19 protein-coding genes, 1 tRNA gene and 1 other RNA gene are annotated in these 18008 nt (G+C 62.8%); 16 read left to right on the top strand and 5 right to left on the bottom strand.

All coding sequences use genetic code 11. The features are described from left to right. Positions 1-31: 31 nt before the first annotated feature. The 4 genes from H0274_RS05860 (at position 32) to H0274_RS05845 (ending at position 2821) form a co-directional block, all read left to right on the top strand. The gene (locus tag H0274_RS05860; protein ID WP_226793971.1) at positions 32-310 is read left to right on the top strand and encodes an ETC complex I subunit; all 279 of its coding nucleotides are present in this window, start codon (positions 32-34) and stop codon (positions 308-310) included. 72 nt (positions 311-382) lie between these two features. After that, positions 383-477: signal recognition particle sRNA small type (ffs, locus tag H0274_RS05855), an RNA gene on the top strand. 155 nt (positions 478-632) lie between these two features. Continuing rightward, on the top strand, positions 633-2444 hold the full coding sequence (locus H0274_RS05850; protein WP_226793969.1) for a DNA polymerase III subunit gamma/tau: 1812 nt from the start codon (positions 633-635) through the stop codon (positions 2442-2444). Between the two features lie 35 nt (positions 2445-2479). Next, positions 2480-2821, top strand: coding sequence for a YbaB/EbfC family nucleoid-associated protein (locus tag H0274_RS05845; protein WP_226793967.1), 342 nt, complete (start codon positions 2480-2482; stop codon positions 2819-2821). Between the two features lie 59 nt (positions 2822-2880). Here the strand turns inward: H0274_RS05845 and aqpZ are convergent, their stop codons facing one another. Beyond that, entirely contained in the window at positions 2881-3594 is a 714-nt protein-coding gene (gene aqpZ, locus H0274_RS05840) for an aquaporin Z (protein WP_264295549.1), read from the bottom strand. A 108-nt stretch (positions 3595-3702) separates the two neighbouring features. After that, the gene (locus tag H0274_RS05835; RefSeq protein ID WP_226793964.1) at positions 3703-4422 is read right to left on the bottom strand and encodes an HPP family protein; all 720 of its coding nucleotides are present in this window, start codon (positions 4420-4422) and stop codon (positions 3703-3705) included. A 392-nt stretch (positions 4423-4814) separates the two neighbouring features. Between H0274_RS05835 and lon the strand changes: the two genes are divergently transcribed. Both lon and H0274_RS05825 read left to right on the top strand, forming a co-directional pair. After that, a complete protein-coding gene (gene lon, locus H0274_RS05830) occupies positions 4815-7205 on the top strand; it encodes an endopeptidase La (protein WP_226793962.1) in 2391 nt (796 codons plus the stop codon). A gap of 252 nt (positions 7206-7457) precedes the next feature. Continuing rightward, positions 7458-7730: an HU family DNA-binding protein gene (locus tag H0274_RS05825; protein ID WP_054529503.1), complete on the top strand. Its 273-nt coding sequence runs from the start codon at positions 7458-7460 to the stop codon at positions 7728-7730. A 146-nt stretch (positions 7731-7876) separates the two neighbouring features. Here the strand turns inward: H0274_RS05825 and H0274_RS05820 are convergent, their stop codons facing one another. Together H0274_RS05820 and rlmB are read right to left on the bottom strand one after the other, a co-directional pair. After that, positions 7877-8752: a hypothetical protein gene (locus H0274_RS05820; protein ID WP_226793960.1), complete on the bottom strand. Its 876-nt coding sequence runs from the start codon at positions 8750-8752 to the stop codon at positions 7877-7879. A gap of 15 nt (positions 8753-8767) precedes the next feature. After that, positions 8768-9565 (bottom strand): 23S rRNA (guanosine(2251)-2'-O)-methyltransferase RlmB, encoded by a 798-nt coding sequence (rlmB, locus tag H0274_RS05815; RefSeq protein ID WP_226793958.1) that lies wholly within the window; start codon positions 9563-9565, stop codon positions 8768-8770. A gap of 163 nt (positions 9566-9728) precedes the next feature. Between rlmB and H0274_RS05810 the strand changes: the two genes are divergently transcribed. The 3 genes from H0274_RS05810 (at position 9729) to H0274_RS05800 (ending at position 11530) form a co-directional block, all read left to right on the top strand. Next, positions 9729-9814 (top strand) — tRNA-Tyr (locus tag H0274_RS05810). A gap of 124 nt (positions 9815-9938) precedes the next feature. Next, positions 9939-10691 (top strand): phosphatidylserine decarboxylase, encoded by a 753-nt coding sequence (locus H0274_RS05805; protein ID WP_226793956.1) that lies wholly within the window; start codon positions 9939-9941, stop codon positions 10689-10691. A 32-nt stretch (positions 10692-10723) separates the two neighbouring features. Continuing rightward, positions 10724-11530: a CDP-alcohol phosphatidyltransferase family protein gene (locus H0274_RS05800; RefSeq protein ID WP_226794454.1), complete on the top strand. Its 807-nt coding sequence runs from the start codon at positions 10724-10726 to the stop codon at positions 11528-11530. Here H0274_RS05800 and H0274_RS05795 read toward each other — a convergent pair. Beyond that, a complete protein-coding gene (locus H0274_RS05795; RefSeq protein WP_226793954.1) occupies positions 11484-11726 on the bottom strand; it encodes a hypothetical protein in 243 nt (80 codons plus the stop codon). The genes H0274_RS05800 and H0274_RS05795 overlap by 47 nt on opposite strands. A 368-nt stretch (positions 11727-12094) precedes the next feature. Between H0274_RS05795 and rpsB the strand changes: the two genes are divergently transcribed. The 7 genes from rpsB (at position 12095) to dxr (ending at position 18007) form a co-directional block, all read left to right on the top strand. Beyond that, positions 12095-12886 (top strand): 30S ribosomal protein S2, encoded by a 792-nt coding sequence (gene rpsB / locus H0274_RS05790; RefSeq protein WP_226793952.1) that lies wholly within the window; start codon positions 12095-12097, stop codon positions 12884-12886. A gap of 89 nt (positions 12887-12975) precedes the next feature. Then, positions 12976-13902 (top strand): translation elongation factor Ts, encoded by a 927-nt coding sequence (tsf, locus tag H0274_RS05785; RefSeq protein WP_226793950.1) that lies wholly within the window; start codon positions 12976-12978, stop codon positions 13900-13902. Positions 13903-14048: 146 nt separating this feature from the next. Next, the gene (gene pyrH / locus H0274_RS05780) at positions 14049-14762 is read left to right on the top strand and encodes a UMP kinase (protein WP_226793949.1); all 714 of its coding nucleotides are present in this window, start codon (positions 14049-14051) and stop codon (positions 14760-14762) included. 24 nt (positions 14763-14786) lie between these two features. Then, complete coding sequence (frr, locus tag H0274_RS05775) at positions 14787-15344, top strand: ribosome recycling factor (protein ID WP_226793948.1); 558 nt, start codon at positions 14787-14789, stop codon at positions 15342-15344. Positions 15345-15466: 122 nt separating this feature from the next. Beyond that, positions 15467-16114 carry a polyprenyl diphosphate synthase gene (gene uppS, locus H0274_RS05770; RefSeq protein ID WP_319018210.1) on the top strand — a complete coding sequence of 216 codons (648 nt, stop codon included), beginning with the start codon at positions 15467-15469 and terminating at the stop codon, positions 16112-16114. Between the two features lies 1 nt (position 16115). Then, positions 16116-16856 carry a phosphatidate cytidylyltransferase gene (locus H0274_RS05765; protein ID WP_226793945.1) on the top strand — a complete coding sequence of 247 codons (741 nt, stop codon included), beginning with the start codon at positions 16116-16118 and terminating at the stop codon, positions 16854-16856. Then, entirely contained in the window at positions 16856-18007 is a 1152-nt protein-coding gene (gene dxr, locus H0274_RS05760) for a 1-deoxy-D-xylulose-5-phosphate reductoisomerase (RefSeq protein WP_226793943.1), read from the top strand. Before H0274_RS05765 ends, dxr begins: the two co-directional genes overlap by 1 nt. Position 18008: the final 1 nt, after the last annotated feature.

Raw genomic sequence — 18008 nt, 5'->3', positions numbered from 1 at the left:
GACTCGCGCTTTTGACGAAAGGCTCTTTTCCATGAGCGCACGCATCTACCAACGCCCGAAAAACGCCATGCAGTCCGGCAAAGCCCTGCTTGGCCAGTGGATTCTCGAATTCGATCCGGCCGAGGCGAAGAAGCCCGATCCGCTGATGGGCTGGGCTGGCAGCGGTGACACGCAGCAGCAGGTGCAGCTGAAGTTCCCGAGCCAGGAAGCCGCGCAGGCCTATGCCGCCAAGCACGGTATCCCGGCCCGCGTCCATGCCACCCCGCCGCGCGCGCTGAAGATTCAGGCCTACGCCGATAATTTTCGGTAAGAACTGGTCCCCCCCTCTTCACAGGAGGGGCTAACGTCTTGCAATCCACCCTGATCCCCGCCATATGCCCGCCCGGGAGTCGGTCGGACGTTTGCGTCCGCCAACCTGGTCAGGTCCGGAAGGAAGCAGCCACAACGGTCAGCGGCGGGTCGGCCGGCTCCTTTGCAAGATGCGGCACCAGCCCGCGCCCCCACCCGGCCTCCCAAAGCATACACTCTGATTGGGTGGCCGGGTGGGCGCGCGGGCCGGAGCAGCCCTCCAGCCAGGGCGTCCGGCTCCTTTTATCACTGACAATTCGGCGCCGACCCCCTACCTAGGGCCCATGGCCGATTCACCCCACATCGACGGCGAGGAAGAGACGCAGCCCAGCACTGCGGAGCTTGAGGCCGCAGGCCAATCCGCACTGTTTGGCGGGCCGGTCGATTCCGGGCCGGAAAAGCCTGCCCCGCTGGCCGCCGCTGCGGCTGCGGCCCCGGTTGAGCCCAAGCCTGCCGCCGCTCAGCCCTATCGCGTGCTGGCCCGCAAATATCGCCCGCAGACCTTTGCCGAGCTGATCGGCCAGGATGCGATGGTGAAGACCTTGGCCAACGCCATCGCGCGCGACCGGCTGGCTCATGCCTTTTTGATGACCGGCGTGCGCGGGGTGGGCAAGACTTCCACCGCGCGCCTGATCGCCAAGGCGCTCAATTGCGTCGGGCCGGATGGGCAGGGCGGACCGACCATCTCGCCCTGCGGCAAGTGCGAACCATGCATCGCCATTGCCGAAGGCCGCCATATCGACGTGATCGAGATGGACGCTGCCAGCCATACCGGCGTGGACGACGTGCGCGAGATCATCGAGGCGGTGCGCTATGCCGCCGTTTCTGCGCGCTACAAGATCTACATCATTGACGAAGTTCACATGCTTTCGCGCAATGCTTTCAATGCCTTGCTCAAGACACTTGAGGAGCCACCTGCGCATGTGAAGTTCCTCTTCGCGACGACCGAAGTGGATAAGCTGCCGGTTACGGTGCTCTCCCGCTGCCAGCGGTTCGATTTGCGCCGCATTCCCGCCCCCTTGCTTCAGCAGCATTTCGCCGGGATCTGCGTGAAGGAAGGCGTGGAAGCGGAGGATGATGCGCTGGCCATGGTCGCCGCCGCTGCCGAAGGTTCGGTGCGCGATGGGCTCTCGATCCTCGATCAGGCGATTGCCCATGCCGATCTCGATACTGGCGGCAAGGTCACGGGCGAACGTGTGCGCGATATGCTGGGCCTGGCGGATCGCAGCGCCTTGCGCACGCTGTTCGCCGCCCTTTTGAACGGCGATCCGCAGGGCCTGCTGGCGCTGGTGGACAATCAATATTCGCTGGGCGTCGAACCGCTCGCCCTGATGCGTTCGCTGATGGATGTCTGCCACCGGATCACGGTTGCGCAGATCGGCCGCGCGGGTGAGGCGGCGACGGCGGAAGAACGCGCGCTGATCGAGGAATGGGCCGAAAAGCTCAGCCCCGGCCAGTTGCATCGCCTGTGGCAATTGCTGCTGAAGGGGCATGACGAAGTGCGTCAGGCGCCCGATCCGCTGGTGGCGGCGCAGATGGCGCTTTTGCGCGTGATGCATGCGGCGGATATGCCCGATCCCGGCACTCTGGCGAAGAAGCTGGAGGAAATGGCGGCGAGCGGAGCCTTTACCGGGGCGCCTTCATCCGGCGGTTCGACAAGTTCCGGCGGCGATGCGCCGGTGCAGGCAAGAGCGGCCCCGGCAGTCAGCTGGCCCGAGCTTGTCGAGCAGATCGAACATTCGGGCCTTCCCGGCCATATGACGCTGGCGAACAAGATGAAGCTGCAGGTGAGGGTGGTGGACATCGCGCCCGGGCGGCTGGTCTATTCGCTGGCCCCGCCGTTCAAGGAAGACCTTTCGGCCGAACTGCGCGACGCCTTCATGAAGATCACCGGCGAACGCTGGGAGATTGAGCGTGTGGCGGAAGGCGGGGCTTCCACGCTGGTGGAGGCAGTGGAGAACGCCAAATCCGACGAGGTGCGCCGCATCCGCGAGGCGCCGCTGGTGAAAGCCGCGTTTAACGCGTTCCCCGGCGCCGAGCTGGTGGAGGAAGAACCGCCCGCACAAGGCAACCAGCGCCAGTGGGGCCGCCGCTAACATTGTAAACACTATGAATATCCAAGGGTAATGCCATGAAGTCTATGGAAGAAATGCTCAAGGCAGCGCAGCAGGCGGCCGAGACCATCCAGAAGCAGATGAACGATGCGCAGGTCGCGCTGGACAATATCGAGGTGGAAGGCGTCGCAGGCGGCGGGCTGGTGAAAATCCGCTGCACCGCCAAGGGCCGCATTCTGGGCGTCTCGATTGATGACAGCCTGATTGTGCCGGAAGACAAGCAGATGCTGGAAGATCTGGTGACGGCCGCGTTCAACGATGCCCGCGCCAAGGCGGATTATGCCGCCAATACGGAAATGCAGAAGATCCAGGGCGGCATGGGCCTGCCGCCCGGCTTCAACCTGCCCGGCATGGGCTGAGCGGCGTAATTCACGCAGGAACAGGACCGCCCGGCATCAATTTGCCGGGCGGTTCCGTTTCAGGCCTCGGTCGCTTCTCCCTCGGTGGCTTCGGAGGCGAGCAGATAGCGCCAGATGATGGCTCCCAATGCGCCGCCGACCAGCGGAGCGACCCAGAACAGCCAAAGCTGGCCGAGCGCGGCCGTTTCAGCAAACAGCGCAACCCCGGTCGAACGTGCGGGATTGACGGAGGTGTTGGTCACCGGGATAGAAACGAGGTGGATCAGCGTCAGCGCCAGCCCGATGGCCAGCCCGCCGAACCCGGCCGGTGCCGCCTTGGAAGTCGCGCCCAGAATGACGATCAGGAAGCCTGCGGTCAGCACGATTTCCACGATCAGGGCCGCGCGCAGCGAATATTCGCCCGGTGACAGATTGTCGAAGCCGTTGGAGGCGAAGCCGCCCGCTTCAAAGCCGGGTTTGCCGCTGGCGATTGCATAAAGCACCGCCCCTGCAATTGCGGCGCCCAGCACTTGCGCGATCCAGTAGGGGATGAGCTCTTTCCAGCTGAAGCGGTTGGCCACGGCCAGCCCCAGCGAGACAGCCGGGTTGAAATGGCCGCCGGAAATGCCGCCCAGCGCATAGGCCATCGTCAGCACGGTCAGGCCGAATGCCAGCGCCACGCCCGCAAAGCCGATCCCCAGTTCGGGGTAAGCCGCAGCCAGCACCGCCGATCCGCATCCGCCGAACACCAGCCAGAATGTGCCGATCAGTTCGGCAGTGAGCTTTCTGGTCATGTCCATTTCTTTCTCCTCTCCTGTTGAGGAAGAGGAGGGTAACCCTGCGGCCTGTCAGGTGGGAAACGAAATATCCACCATAATGCGCGGGATCGGACCGAGCCGGGCCTAGCGCCCGCTGCCGCCCGACATCACCCGGCTGCGCGCGCGGCGTTGCACTGCCTGGAACAGGGCATCCAGATCGTCTGCATCGACGTCCAGCAACTCGTCCCATTCCTCCAGCACCGCGTCCAGATCCTCGCGCCGGTAGAGCGTTTCGTTTGCCGGAGCAGGGGGCTTGGGCATGACATGGGGCCAGGCATGGCCCGTGAGATTATTGTAGAGCCAGCCCACCAGCACCAGCGTGCCGACATTGGCGGCAAAGGGGATCATATGGGCATAGTTCCAGTGCTCCGCCCCGGTGGCTCCCAGCGCGCAGAGCAGGGCGCAGGCGCCGCCCGGCGGGTGAAGGCAGCGAGTGAGCGTCATCACCGCGATAGCCGCGCCCACCGCCGCGCCGGCCGCGATCCAGGGTGTGCCGAACAGATGGCCGGCGGCCAGTCCGATCAGCGCGGAAAGCAGGTCTCCCCCGATCACCGGCCAGGGCTGGGCGAGCGGGCTTGCCGGAACGCAGAACACCAGCACCGCCGATGCGCCCAGCGGTGCGACCAGCCAGGGCAAGGCGCCCATGCCCGCCGCTCCGCCCATCAGGTGGACGACACCGTAAGTGACCGCGCCTGCCAGAAATATTCCCAGCGCGGCGCCCAAAGCTCCGCGCAGCCATCCCAGATGGCCGAAGGCGTGCTGGCGCTCTAGCGCGGCAGTGGTGAGGAGGATGCGGGAAAGCATGAGGAGTTGGGTTTCTAAAGGTCGCGGCGGCCCTAGCGTCATTGCTGCAAGCGTCAAGGCCCGCCGCCCCCAGGCCCGCCGCCCCCTGGCCCACCGAATGCCGGGAAATCCCTGTTTTCCTACATCGCCCGCATGTGCCACAGTGCGGATATGCCCGTATTTCCGCCAGATTCTCGCTATCCCGACCCCGCCCGGAGATTGCCGCGGGGGAAGCGCGATTTCCGCTCTGCACAGTGTCAACCTTGTCAACTTCGGCTGGAAACCAATCATGAACATGAATGGCTTCCGCCCATTGCAGCGGGCGGGCAGGCTACCCATATTCCCCGTTAAATGATGGGAAATCCTTCCCTGCGCCCTATGCGGCGCATCAGAAATCTGGATATAGCGGCGTAATGAACCTCTACCCCCTTCTTCCCCTGCGCGACATTGTCGTTTTCCCCGGCAGTGTCGTTCCGCTCTTCGTGGGTCGCGAAAAGTCTGTCGCGGCGCTTGAAGAGGCGATGGCGGGCTCCAAGGACATCTTCCTTGTCGCCCAGCTCGATCCGGGTTGTGACGATCCCGATCGTGACGATCTGTACGACATGGGCGTGGTCGCCCAGGTGCTGCAATTGCTGAAGCTGCCCGACGGCACCGTGCGCGTGCTGGTGGAAGGCCAGCAGCGCGCAAAGCTGGAAAGCCTGCGCGAGGAAGGCGGCTTCGTGGTCGCCCAGGTCGAGCAGACGGAACCCGAATTCGCCGGCGGCACCGAAGTGGCCGCGATGATGCGCAGCGTGGTCGAGCAGTTCGCCGAATATGCCAAGCTCAACAAGAAGGTTCCCGAGGAGCTTGAGCAGGAACTGGCCGAGATCGACGATGCCTCGCGCCTGGCGGACATGATCGCCCATAATCTCAACGCCAAGGTTTCCGACAAGCAGGCCCTGCTAACCGAACGCGATCCCATGAAGCGGCTGGAAATGGCCTATGGCTTCATGGAAGGCGAGCTGTCCGTCCTGCAGGTGGAGCGCAAGATCCGTGGGCGCGTGAAGCGCCAGATGGAAAAGACGCAGCGCGAATATTACCTCAACGAGCAGCTCAAGGCGATCCAGAGCGAGCTGGGCGGCGATGGCGAGGAAGCCAACGAAATCGCCGAGCTTCAGGATAAGATCGAAAAGCTCAAGCTGTCCAAGGAAGCCCGCACCAAGGCGCTGACCGAGCTGAAGAAGCTCAAGACCATGCAGCCGATGAGCGCTGAGGCAACCGTGGTGCGCAATTATCTCGACGTGCTGCTGGGCCTGCCCTGGGGCAAGAAGTCGAAGCTCAAGAAGGATCTTGGCCGGGCGCAGGCCGTGCTCGATCAGGATCACTACGCGCTGGACAAGGTGAAGGACCGGATCGTCGAATATCTGGCGGTTCAGGCCCGTTCCAACAAGCTGAAGGGGCCGATCCTGTGCCTCGTCGGCCCTCCGGGCGTGGGCAAGACCAGCCTCGGCAAGTCCATCGCCAAGGCGACCGGGCGCGAATTCATCCGCCAGTCGCTGGGCGGCGTGCGCGACGAGGCCGAGATTCGCGGCCACCGCCGCACCTATATCGGCTCGCTGCCGGGCAAGATCGTGTCGAACCTGAAGAAGGCCGGCACTTCCAACCCGCTGTTCCTGCTCGATGAGATCGACAAGCTGGGTCAGGATTTCCGGGGCGATCCCTCGGCGGCTCTGCTCGAAGTGCTCGATCCGGAACAGAACGCCAAGTTCCAGGACCATTATCTGGAGGTCGATATCGATCTTTCGGACATCATGTTCGTCTGCACGGCGAACAGCCTGAACCTGCCGCAGCCGCTGCTCGACCGCATGGAGATCATCCGGCTGGAAGGCTATACGGAAGACGAAAAGGTCGAGATCGCCGAACGGCACCTGATCGAAAAGCAGGTAAAGGCGCATGGGCTGAAGAAGGGCGAGTTCACGCTCACCCATGAAGGCCTGCGCGACCTTATCCGTTACTACACCCGCGAGGCGGGCGTGCGTACGCTGGAGCGTGAAATCGCCCGGCTGGCGCGCAAGAGCCTGCGTGCGATCCTGGAAGGCAAGGCGCAAAGCGTTACCATCACGCCGGAAAATCTCGCCGACTATGCGGGCGTGCGCAAATATCGCCACGGCATGTCGGATGAAGAGGCGCAGGTGGGCGCGGTGACGGGCCTTGCCTGGACCGAAGTGGGCGGCGAATTGCTGACCATCGAAAGCGTGACCACGCCCGGCAAGGGCGAGGTGCGGACCACCGGCAAGCTGGGCGAAGTGATGAACGAGTCCGTGCAGGCGGCCTTCAGCTTCGTGAAGGCGCGGGCACCGGCCTATGGCATCAAACCCTCGATCTTCCAGCGCAAGAACATCCACATCCACTTGCCCGAAGGGGCGGTGCCGAAGGATGGACCTTCCGCCGGTATCGGCATGGTGACCTCCATCGTGTCCTCGCTCACGGGCATTCCCGTGCGCCCGGACGTGGCGATGACCGGCGAAGTAACCCTTCGCGGACGGGTACTGGCGATTGGCGGGCTGAAGGAAAAGCTGCTTGCAGCGCTGCGCGGCGGCATCAAGACGGTGCTGATCCCGGAAGAGAACCGTAAGGATCTCGCCGAGATTCCCGACAATGTGAAGCAGGGGCTGGAAATCTTGCCTGTCAGCCATGTCGATCAGGTGCTGGAGCGGGCGCTTACCGCCATGCCCGAACCTATCGAATGGAGCGAGGAAGACGATCTGGCCAGCCAGCCGAATCCCGCTTCAGTGGGGTCTGGCGCTTCCGCCACCGCTCATTGAGATTTGCCCTGAAAGGGCGATTCGAACCGGTCCGGCCCCTGTCACGACAGTTTTGTGACGGGGGCCGACTGCTCTTGTGACACCGCCGGGAAGCACGTCTCGTCGCGTTCGAGACTGAAATTGTGAAAAACCGCGCAATTGCGTGTGTTTTGCCTTTGACAGGGCGATCAAAAATCGCTCAATTCCGGCCACCCGAGAGGCGATTCAAAACCATAGTCAAATCCGGCACATCTCAGAGGGGGTTCCTTTACGATGAACAAGAACGAACTGATCGGCGCTGTTGCCGATGCCAGCGGACTTTCCCGCAGTGACGCAACCAAGGCAGTGGAAGGCGTGTTCGACACGATCACTGCAGCGCTCGCCAAGGGCGATGAAGTCCGCCTGGTGGGCTTCGGCACCTTCTCGGTTGCCAAGCGCAAGGCTTCCACCGGTCGCAACCCGCGCACCGGCGAACCGATGACCATCAAGGCCTCCAGCCAGCCGAAGTTCAAGGCGGGCAAGGGTCTGAAGGACTCCGTCAACTAAGCGGATTTCCATGCGGCCGCTACGCCTCGCGACCGCAAGAAAAAGCCGCGTCTACCCTTGGGTGGACGCGGCTTTTTTCTGTCTGGGGCAGAGGCTGCCTGCGCGCGGGACAGCTCCTCCGGCGGCGAAGGAGTGCCCCTGCGCGCTCAGCGGGTCAGCTGGATCAGCGCCATGGGCGCATTCGTCTTGCGGCGGTTGACCTTCCAGCTCAGCATTTGCCCCTTGGGGGAGGCCTGCGCACCTTCATCGGTATTATTCGCCAGAATGGCGGCATCCGTGGTGATGGTGAAAGTCCCGTTCAGTTCCGGGATTCGCGGTGAATCGGCGCCTTCCGCTTCATCCTCGCCATAGAGCGACGCGGCTTGCAGCAGCCCGCTGGATGCACTCGGGGAACTGGACTGCACCGCATAGCCGGGCGCATCGACCCGCACGACGCCGCCATTGCGCCGATTGGCGATCACGAAATTGTTTGAAAGGGCAGAGCCTTCCAGCACGGGGAAGGTGAAATCGTGATCCAGCCGGCCGGCGACCGCGAAGTCCACTACATAGAGCCCGTCACCCTTATATTCGACGTTGTTCCAGCCGTGCTGGCGGCGCAGGCTGGCGGCCAGTTCCTCGGCAGCGGCAGGGTCGCTCGGGTCGATCCCGCCGAACATCGCACCGAATGCCTTGGCGTTGCGCGCATCCTCGGCCTTCTTGTTAGCCTTGCTCACTTCCCAGTCGCGTTTCTGCTGCTCGATCTCCTCGTCGCTGCATTCCCGCTCGTCTATGTTCTCATCATAGCAGGGCGATGCCTCGAAAGGCTGGTCGCTTTCCAATGCATCGCCCATCTCCGCCAGCTTGCTGAGCCCAAGGACGTAGATCTCGCCCTTGTAGCTGAAGGCGAAGGCGCCATCCTTGCGGATTTCGAGCGCCGAATCGAACTTGCCAGGCGAAAGGAAGCAGCCTGTCAGCAGCAGGGCGAGGCCGACTGCCAGAACTGCGCTGCGAGCCGCGCTGCTGAATCCCTTCATTCCCGTCATCGCTTGGTCTCCAGATCAGGCGGTTTCGCGCGATGCTACCGCATAGAGCGCAATCGCGGCCGCGTTGGATACATTGAGGCTTTCCATCTGCTGGCTGATCGGCAACCGGGCGAGGGCGTCGCAATGCGCCGCCACATTGTTGCGCAGCCCTTCGCCTTCCGCGCCGAGCACCAGTGCAACCGGACCGGAAGGCATTACTTGCCCCAGGGTCGCGTCGGTCTCGCCGGCCAGGCCGATGCGCCAATATCCGGCCTCGGCCACTTCTTCCAGCGCGCGGGAGAGGTTCACCACGCGCACCCAGGGCACGATTTCCAGCGCGCCGGATGCGGATTTGGCGACCACGCCGGATTCGGGCGGGGCATGGCGATCCTGCGTGACGACGGCGCAGGCATTGAAGGCGGCGGCCGAACGTAGAATCGCACCAACATTATGCGGATCGGTCACCTGATCGAGAATCACCAGCGGCCGGGCAGGGTCGCCGTCCAGCACTTCATCCAGGTGGATGTCTTCCAGCGGCTCGCATTCGAGGACAAGTCCCTGATGGGGCGCATCGCGCGCCACCAGCCGGGCCAGATCCTGCCCATCGGCATATTCCAGCGGGAAATTCGCAGGCAGTTCGCCATCGAGCGATTCGATGCCTTCGCGCGTCGCCCACAGCTTGCGATGGCGCCTTTCGGGGTTTTTCAGGGCCGCTTCGACCGCATGGCGCCCCCACAGGCGTACATAACCCTGTGACGCACGGCCGCTGCCGCGTCCGCCCTGCATTCGCCCGGCACGCCCACGCAACGCCCGCTTTTCCCCACGCTTCGCCATCTTTACTCCCTTTTTGGCGCCATTCGCCGAAATCTTCCTGGCGCTCCTGCCAGTCACCCCATTGACAGGCAAGCGTCGCTTCGTCATTGGGGCGCCTCTCGGCCGGACCGGCCCTTCGCTGAAGGGTCAAAATTCCGGGGTGACCCGGCACCGGCAATGGTGTGGACAGGTGGCCGAGTGGTTAAAGGCAGCAGACTGTAAATCTGCCCGTGCAAGCGTACGCTGGTTCGAATCCAGCCCTGTCCACCACCGCTGCCCCTCAAACAGGCTCATTGCTATCCCGCTGGATCAGGCGGGACTCTTGGTGCCCGCATCGGTGCGCCTACGCCCGTCATGGGTTGTAGCACTGCACGCTAACCCTTAGGAGGCTTCCATGGCCGGTGAGATATTGGACAACAAGGGCCGGGGTGAAGCTGCATGGCGCTGGCCAGCAATTCATCCCGAAGGGCGCAAATTCGGCGTGATCGCAGCAGTGATCAGCCTTGTCTTCCTGATCGGTCTCGATTGGGAGATCGTCGGCTGGCCGCTGGTTTTGCTGACCTTCGGCGTGTTCGCCTTCTTCCGCGATCCCGAACGCGTCGTGCCGCAGGACGATAGCTATATCGTTTCGCCGGCTGACGGGCTGGTGACATTGATCCAGGAAGTGGAGCCTCCGCTCGAATTGCTCATGGATGACGGCAGCGGCTCTCGCGGGCTGGGCAGCGGCAAGGTTACGCGCGTCTCGATCTTCATGTCGGTGTTCGATGTGCACATCAATCGCGCGCCCGTGGGCGGTACCGTGCGGCGGGTAATCTACATCCCCGGTAAATTCATGAACGCTGACCTCGACAAGGCCAGCGAGGAAAATGAACGCCAGCACATCCTGATCGAGCGGGCGGATGGCCTGCAGATCGGCTTTACCCAGATCGCAGGGCTGGTTGCCCGTCGAATCGTTCCCTTCGTGAAGCCGGGCGACATGCTGGCAATCGGCCAGCGGGTCGGCCTCATTCGCTTCGGCAGCCGCGTGGACGTCTATCTTCCGGCGGGCACCGATCCCAAGGTTCTCATGGGGCAGAAGGTGATCGCGGGTGAGACGGTGCTGGCTGAGATCGGCAAGCGGCAATTGATCGAAGGTGTCAGCCAGTGAGTGTTCCGGGCGAGGGCGATTCGCTCGAACCCGTGGGGCCGAAGGCCTCGGAAGGGGAGCATGCAGTGGCGCGGCACCGCGCGCCGGGGCTTACGCTCCGTGCGGTTCTTCCCAACGCAATTACGGCCGGCGCCCTGTGCGCGGGTCTTACCGGCGTGCGCTTTGCAATCAACGGCGATTGGGAACGTGCGGTATTCGCCGTTGTACTCGCTGGTTTGCTGGACGGAATCGACGGCCGCATCGCCCGTTTGCTCAAGGCGCAGTCCCGTTTCGGTGCGGAACTCGACAGCCTGGCCGATTCCCTGTCCTTCGGCATGGCTCCGGCCCTGATTCTCTATCTCTGGTCCCTGCAGGGGCTTCCGCGTTTCGGCTGGTTCGCGGCGCTGTTCTTTGCCCTGTGCTGCGCCCTGCGCCTTGCGCGTTTCAATGCGCGGATCGACATGGACGAACAGCCGCATAAATCCGCAGGTTTCCTCACGGGTGTTCCTGCGCCGATTGGGGCTGGGCTGGCATTCGTGCCGCTCTATCTCTGGATGGCCAGCGGTGAAGAGATATTCCGCGAACCCATCCTGATTGCGATCTGGGTGGCGGCTATCGCCTTCCTGATGATATCCAGCGTCGCCACATTGAGCTGGACGTCACTCCGTCCGCGGCGCAGCGCGCGGCTGGGCGTGATAGCAGTTGTGGGGATTGCCTTTGCCGCCCTGCTGACCGAACCTTGGTGGACCCTGGCGGCGATCTGTCTGATCTATCTGGCCCTGATGCCCTGGGGGATTATCAGCTATGGCAGGATCAGGCGGCAGCGCGCAATTCGTCAGACTGCGGAGCGCGCGGCGTAAGCTGCGTCGAACTGACGAGCCGCAGGCACGTCGCTCGCTGTTCCGATATCGTTACGCGGGCGACCACCACATCGTCGCAATGGGCAAGGGCGCGGCGCAGCGTTCCAAAGGCGGCGATGGCTGCAGCGCAGGAACGCGCCAGCACGGCGAACGAGACAAGGCCGGCAGTCACAAAAAGAAGGGTAAGAATCGTCATCGAACCGCTCCATGCTTGCTTCCGCGCCTTGAAAGGGCTGTGGAAGGCTTGTGGATAAGCCCGGGAAGGTGGTAGGAAAGCTGAGTCGCTTCGCTTTGCCGGACTTGATGAGGAACAATGTTCTCTATTTGTTCCAAGCTGTCAAGCAGCATTCCCTGATCCTGTGAAATACGCAGTTGCGGGCTGCCGGATTCGTGCTGGATTTTGTTGATATTCGGCGCTAAGGGGCAGGCCGCTTAGGCAAGAGCTGCGCATTTTGCTGGTTCGGGCCGAAGCTAATTCACATGGAAGGCGCACATACCGGTGCCGTTGGCGGGATCTCCGCCCGGTTCCAGCCTTCCAGCGGAACAACCGGAAAGGAATTATCTATGGCGGCTCCTACCGTCACCATGCAGCAATTGATCGAGGCCGGCGCTCACTTCGGCCACCAGACCCACCGCTGGAACCCGCGGATGAAGCCGTATATCTTCGGCGCCCGCAACGGTGTTCACATCATCGACCTGTCGCAGACCGTGCCGCTGATGGCCCGCGCGCTTGAATTCGTTTCGGGTACCGTCCGCAATGGCGGCAAGGTGCTGTTCGTCGGCACCAAGCGTCAGGCGCAGGAGCCGATTGCTGATGCGGCCCGTGCCAGCGGCCAGTATTTCGTCAACCACCGCTGGCTGGGCGGCATGCTCACCAACTGGAAGACGATCAGCCAGTCGATCAAGAAGATGAAGACGATCGAGGAACAGCTTTCGGGTGACACTTCGGGTCTCACCAAGAAGGAAATCCTGGACCTTACCCGCAAGCATGAAAAGCTTCAGCTCTCGCTGGGCGGCATCCGCGACATGGGCGGCATTCCGGACGTGATGTTCGTGATCGACGCCAATGTCGAACAGCTGGCGATCAAGGAAGCCAACGTGCTGGGTATTCCGGTCGTGGCCGTGCTCGACACCAACGTCGATCCCTCGGGCATTGCCTTCCCGATCCCGGGCAACGATGACGCCAGCCGCGCTGTGCGCCTCTATTGCGACGCGATCGCCCAGGCTGCCACCAAGGGCAACCACGAAGGCGTGGTCGACTCGGGCCGTGACATCGGCGCCATGGATGCGCCCCCGGTTGAAGAAATCGCGGAAGTTGCCGTGGAAGCGGAAGCCGGCGCCGAAGCTTCGGCCTGAGCGTAACCGAACTGGCATAATTGCCGTCTAGCGGCGCCGGGTCAGCCGATTGGCCCGGTGCCGTGGCATAATTTCAAAAGGACAGAACAATGGCTGCTTATACTGCCGCTGACGTGAAAGCCCTGCGCGAGCGCTCTGGCGCCGGCATGATGGACTGCAAGAAGGCTCTCGACGAGACCAATGGCGACATCGAGGCTGCCGTCGACGCTCTACGCGCCAAGGGCCTGGCCGCCGCCGCCAAGAAGTCGAGCCGCACTGCGGCCGAAGGTCTTGTGGGCGTTGCCGTGGAAGGCACTCGCGGCGTTGCCGTGGAAGTGAACTCCGAGACCGACTTTGTCGCCAAGAACGACCAGTTCCAGGACTTCGTTCGCAAGACCACTCAGGTTGCCCTGGGCGTGGATGGCGACGATGTCGAGCAGCTGAAGGCTGCCGCCTATCCCGATGGCGGGACCGTTGGCGAGAAGCTGACCAACAATGTCGCGACCATTGGCGAGAACCAGCAGGTTCGCCGTATCAAGACCGTTTCGGTCAGCGAAGGCGTGATCGTTCCTTACATGCACAATGCGGTTGCGCCGAGCCTCGGCAAGATCGGCGTGCTGGTGGCGCTCGAAAGCTCGGCTCCCGCCGATGTGCTCGAAGCTCTCGGCAAGCAGCTGGCGATGCACATCGCCGCGGCTTTCCCGCTGGCTCTGAATGTCGATGGCCTTGACCAGGAATTGATCGCCCGCGAACGCGCTATCGCTGAGGAAAAGGCTGCCGAGAGCGGCAAGCCCGCCGAAGTTCAGGCCAAGATGGTCGATGGCGCGATTGCCAAGTTCGCCAAGGAAAACGCGCTGCTCTCGCAGGTCTTCGTCATGGATAACAAGACCCCGATCCAGCAGGTCGTCGATCAGGCCGGCAAGGAAGCTGGCGCCAAGATCGTGCTGAAGGACTATGTCCGCTTCCAGCTCGGCGAAGGCATCGAGAAGGAAGTGAGCGACTTCGCCGCAGAAGTCGCTGCCGCAGTCGCGGGCTGATCGCCCACCTGCGATGAAATTATCCCCGCGCGGCTCGTTCCGCGCGGGGATTTTCATACCCGGCCAAGGCGTGTCCACCCCTTGGCAGCGTTTACCGTCGCTCTATAAGGGCGGCGCCCCCGCAAATTGAGCGAGTTCCTGATCCTATGTCCAAACCCGGCTTCAAACGTGTCCTTCTGAAGCTTTCGGGCGAAGTGCTGATGGGTAATCAGCAATTCGGGATAGACCCTGCCTTTGTGCTGGAACTGGCAAAGGAAATTAAAGCCGCCAGGGATTCCGGCCTTGAAATCTGTCTGGTGATTGGCGGTGGCAATATTTTCCGCGGCATGGCCGGTGCTGCCCAGGGCATGGATCGTGCCCAAGCCGACTATATGGGCATGCTGGCCACGGTGATGAATGCGCTGGCGATGCAGAGCGCGCTGGAACAGATCGGCGTCCACACGCGGGTGCAGTCCGCCGTGCAGATGGACCAGGTTTGCGAACCGGTGATCCGCCGCCGCGCCGAACGGCATCTTGAAAAGGGGCGGGTCGTGATTTTCGCCGCAGGCGTCGGCAGCCCGTATTTCACGACGGATAGCGGCGCAGCCCTTCGCGCGGCAGAAATGAAATGCGACGCATTGCTGAAGGGAACGAGCGTTGACGGGATCTATGATTCCGATCCCAAGATCAATCCCGATGCAGTGCGGTTCGATAAGGTCAGCTATGACAAGGTGCTGGCCGACAATCTCAAGGTGATGGACGCCTCCGCCGTGGCCCTGTGCCGCGACAACAATATCCCGATCGTGGTATTCTCGATCCGCGAAGAGGGTAATCTCGCACGCGTTCTCGCGGGCGAGGGCGTGCAGACCACGGTGCAATAGACGGTAATCTGGGAAGCCCTGACAATGGCAAAATACGACAAGGCAGATCTCGAGCGGCGGATGGCCGGCGCGGTGGAATCGTTGAGGGGTGATCTTGCGGGCCTGCGCACTGGTCGTGCCAATACGGCGCTGCTCGATCCCATTCACGTGGAAGTCTACGGCGCGATGATGCCGCTGAATCAGGTGGCCACCGTTTCCGCGCCCGAACCGCGCATGCTCAGCGTGCAGGTGTGGGATCGTTCCAACATGAACCCGGTGGAAAAGGCTATCGCCAAGGCAGGCCTGGGGCTGAACCCCATGATCGACGGGCAGACGATCCGCCTGCCGATCCCGGATCTTACCGAGGAACGCCGCAAGGAACTGGCCAAGCTGGCCGGGCAATATGCGGAGAAGGCCAAGGTCGCCATTCGCAATGTCCGTCGTGACGGCATGGAAGCCTTGAAGGAAGACGAGAAGAAGAAGGAAATCGGCGAGGATGAGCGCAAGCGGTCCGAAGACGAGGTCCAGAAGCTGACCGATCAGTACATCAAGCAGACTGACGAGGTTGCGGCCCAGAAGGAAAAGGAAATTCTCGGCCAGTGAGCGACCAGTCTCCCTCTCCGTTAGCCGCGAGCGAAGACGAGAGGCACGATGGCGATGCATATGTCGCGGCATCGTCCGACCTATGCGGGCCGGGGGCCGCGCATGGTGCGCGCCATGTCGCGATCATCATGGATGGTAACGGGCGCTGGGCGAAGCGCCGCCATCTGCCGCGCGCCGTCGGGCATCAGCGAGGGGTTGAATCCGTAAGGCGTCTTGTCCGCGCAGTGCGGGGCATGGGGCTCGAGTGCCTCACGCTTTACGCCTTTTCTTCAGAAAACTGGAAACGCCCGCAGGACGAGATTTCCGATCTGATGGGGCTGCTGCGCCGCTTCATCAAAGGCGACCTTCCGGAATTCATCGCCAATGGCGTGCGCTTGAAGATAATCGGCGACTACAAGGCGCTGGAGCCCGACATTGTTCACATGCTCGACGATGCAATCGAGCGGACCCGGAACGGCAGCGTAACTCTGGTGGTCGCCCTGAATTATGGCGCGCAGCAGGAAATTGCCCGTGCGGCGCAATTGGCTGCACAGGAAGGCCCGGTGACCGTGGAGAGCATTTCCCGCCATCTGGATACGGCGGACCTTCCGCAGCTGGATCTGTTGATCCGGACCTCTGGCGAAGTGCGCCTTTCCAATTTTCTGCTCTGGCAGGCCGCCTATGCGGAGATGTATTTCACCGATGTGCTGTGGCCTGATTTCACGCCAGGACATCTGGACGAGGCGCTGGCGGCCTTTGCAGGCCGCGAACGCCGCTTCGGCGGACGCTGATATGAGCGGCGAGCCCCTGAACCCGAAGGGCGCCGGAGATATGGCGCAGTCTCGATCGGATTTGAAACTCCGGGTGATGAGCGCGGCAGCGATGCTGCTGGTCGCCGGAGGAGCATTCTGGTTCGGCGGTCCGGTGCTCGATCTGTTTATTGCGCTCGTCTCCTTCGCCACACTGATTGAACTGATGAAGCTGGTCGAACTGGCAAGCGAGAAGCCGCTGGTGCGTATCGCGGGGGCATTGGCCGGGGCGGCCTATGTGGGGGCTGCTGCCATATCGCTTATGGCGCTCCCTTCGCTGCTCGTCGGCATAGTGGTGGGCATCGTGATCTGTACTGATACCGGGGCATATTTCGCGGGCCGCCGCTATGGCCGCCGCAAAATTGCTCCCGCGATCAGTCCCTCCAAAACCTGGGAAGGCCTGACAGGCGGAATGATCGCGGCGGGCATGTTCACGGCCCTGGCATTCGGCTTCATGGCTCTGGCGCTTTCGGCCCTCTCGCCGGGAAAACCGGGCATTCCCTGGCCGGCAATGCTGATCGGCGGCGCCACCGGTGCTGTGCTGGCGGTGGCGGCTCAGGCCGGAGATTTTCTGGAGAGCTGGCTCAAGCGCAAAGCGGGGGTCAAGGACTCGGGCAAGATCATTCCCGGCCACGGCGGGGTGTTTGACAGAGTGGATGGCCTTCTGCCGGTGGCGATCATCGCGGGGCTCGTATCGCTGATTTACCGGGTGACGATTTCCTGATGCGTTCGATTTCCATTCTCGGTGCCACGGGTTCTATCGGCGCTTCCACGCTCGATCTCCTTCGGCGCGACAAGGGCAAGTGGCGCGTTGTTGCCCTCACGGCCAATGGCAAGGCTACGGAGCTTGCGGCGCTGGCGATCGAATTCGATGCCGAGATTGCCGTGGTCGCCGATGAGGCGCGTTTGCCCGAATTGCGCGAGGCGCTGGCCGGCAGTTCGGTGGAGGCTGCGGCCGGATCGCAGGCCCTGTGTGAAGCGGCATCGAGAGGTGCGGACATCACTGTCGCCGGTATCGTGGGCTGCGCCGGCCTTGCGCCTACCATGGCGGCCATCCGCAAGGGCGGGGCAGTGGCGCTCGCCAACAAGGAGGCGCTCGTCTCTGCGGGGGATATCCTGCTGGCAGAGGTCGAGAGATACGGCGCGACCCTGCTGCCGACCGATTCAGAGCACAATGCGATCTTCCAGTGCCTGCAGGGCAACAACATCGCCGATGTGAACTGGATCACGCTCACGGCCAGTGGAGGGCCGTTCCGCGACTGGACGATGGAGCAACTGCGCGCAGCTACGCCGCAACAGGCTCTCAAGCACCCCAACTGGTCCATGGGGGCCAAGATCACGGTGGATTCCGCTACCATGATGAACAAGGGGCTGGAGTTCATCGAGGCGCATCATCTGTTCCCGGTGGGTTTGGATAGACTGCGGATTGTGGTCCACCCGCAGAGCGTCATCCATTCCATGGTGGAATATCGCGACGGGTCTACGCTCGCTCAGCTCGGCCCTTCAGACATGCGCGTGCCGATTGCATCCTGCCTCGCCTGGCCCGAACGCATGAACACGGCATGCAAGCCGCTCGATCTGCCGGCCATCGGCCAGCTGACTTTCTTCGCCCCGGATGAAGAGCGTTTTCCTGCCACGCGCCTCGCGCGTGAAGCCGTGCAGGCAGGTGGCGCGGCGCCGGCGGTACTCAATGCGGCGAACGAGGTTGCGGTAGAAGCATTTCTCGCCGGTCAGATAGCGTTCACCGATATTTCGGCAAAGGTGGACAGAATGCTATCTCGCGCTATCCCTTCTGCACCTGCTACCCTCGACGAGGTTCTGGCGGTGGATGCCGAAACCCGCGCCTTGACGCGCAAAATGCTGGAGCATGCCTGAG

It is taken from the genome of Fulverythrobacter ferritrahens, from assembly GCF_020539485.1.
Lineage (GTDB): Bacteria > Pseudomonadota > Alphaproteobacteria > Sphingomonadales > Sphingomonadaceae > Andeanibacterium > Andeanibacterium ferritrahens.
Note: the sequence above shows the minus strand (reverse complement) of the source record. Positions and strands in the feature narration are given on the sequence as shown.

Coding starts and splice junctions, on each gene's coding strand:
- H0274_RS05845 (WP_226793967.1), top strand. CDS start 2,480: ATGAAGTCTATGGAAGAAATGCTCAAGGCAGCGCAGCAGGCGGCCGAG.
- frr (WP_226793948.1), top strand. CDS start 14,787: ATGGCAAAATACGACAAGGCAGATCTCGAGCGGCGGATGGCCGGCGCG.
- pyrH (WP_226793949.1), top strand. CDS start 14,049: ATGTCCAAACCCGGCTTCAAACGTGTCCTTCTGAAGCTTTCGGGCGAA.
- aqpZ (WP_264295549.1), bottom strand. CDS start 3,594: ATGACCAGAAAGCTCACTGCCGAACTGATCGGCACATTCTGGCTGGTG.
- H0274_RS05820 (WP_226793960.1), bottom strand. CDS start 8,752: ATGACGGGAATGAAGGGATTCAGCAGCGCGGCTCGCAGCGCAGTTCTG.
- H0274_RS05860 (WP_226793971.1), top strand. CDS start 32: ATGAGCGCACGCATCTACCAACGCCCGAAAAACGCCATGCAGTCCGGC.
- rlmB (WP_226793958.1), bottom strand. CDS start 9,565: ATGGCGAAGCGTGGGGAAAAGCGGGCGTTGCGTGGGCGTGCCGGGCGA.
- H0274_RS05765 (WP_226793945.1), top strand. CDS start 16,116: ATGAGCGGCGAGCCCCTGAACCCGAAGGGCGCCGGAGATATGGCGCAG.
- H0274_RS05805 (WP_226793956.1), top strand. CDS start 9,939: ATGGCCGGTGAGATATTGGACAACAAGGGCCGGGGTGAAGCTGCATGG.
- dxr (WP_226793943.1), top strand. CDS start 16,856: ATGCGTTCGATTTCCATTCTCGGTGCCACGGGTTCTATCGGCGCTTCC.
- tsf (WP_226793950.1), top strand. CDS start 12,976: ATGGCTGCTTATACTGCCGCTGACGTGAAAGCCCTGCGCGAGCGCTCT.
- H0274_RS05835 (WP_226793964.1), bottom strand. CDS start 4,422: ATGCTTTCCCGCATCCTCCTCACCACTGCCGCGCTAGAGCGCCAGCAC.
- rpsB (WP_226793952.1), top strand. CDS start 12,095: ATGGCGGCTCCTACCGTCACCATGCAGCAATTGATCGAGGCCGGCGCT.
- lon (WP_226793962.1), top strand. CDS start 4,815: ATGAACCTCTACCCCCTTCTTCCCCTGCGCGACATTGTCGTTTTCCCC.
- H0274_RS05850 (WP_226793969.1), top strand. CDS start 633: ATGGCCGATTCACCCCACATCGACGGCGAGGAAGAGACGCAGCCCAGC.
- H0274_RS05795 (WP_226793954.1), bottom strand. CDS start 11,726: ATGACGATTCTTACCCTTCTTTTTGTGACTGCCGGCCTTGTCTCGTTC.
- H0274_RS05825 (WP_054529503.1), top strand. CDS start 7,458: ATGAACAAGAACGAACTGATCGGCGCTGTTGCCGATGCCAGCGGACTT.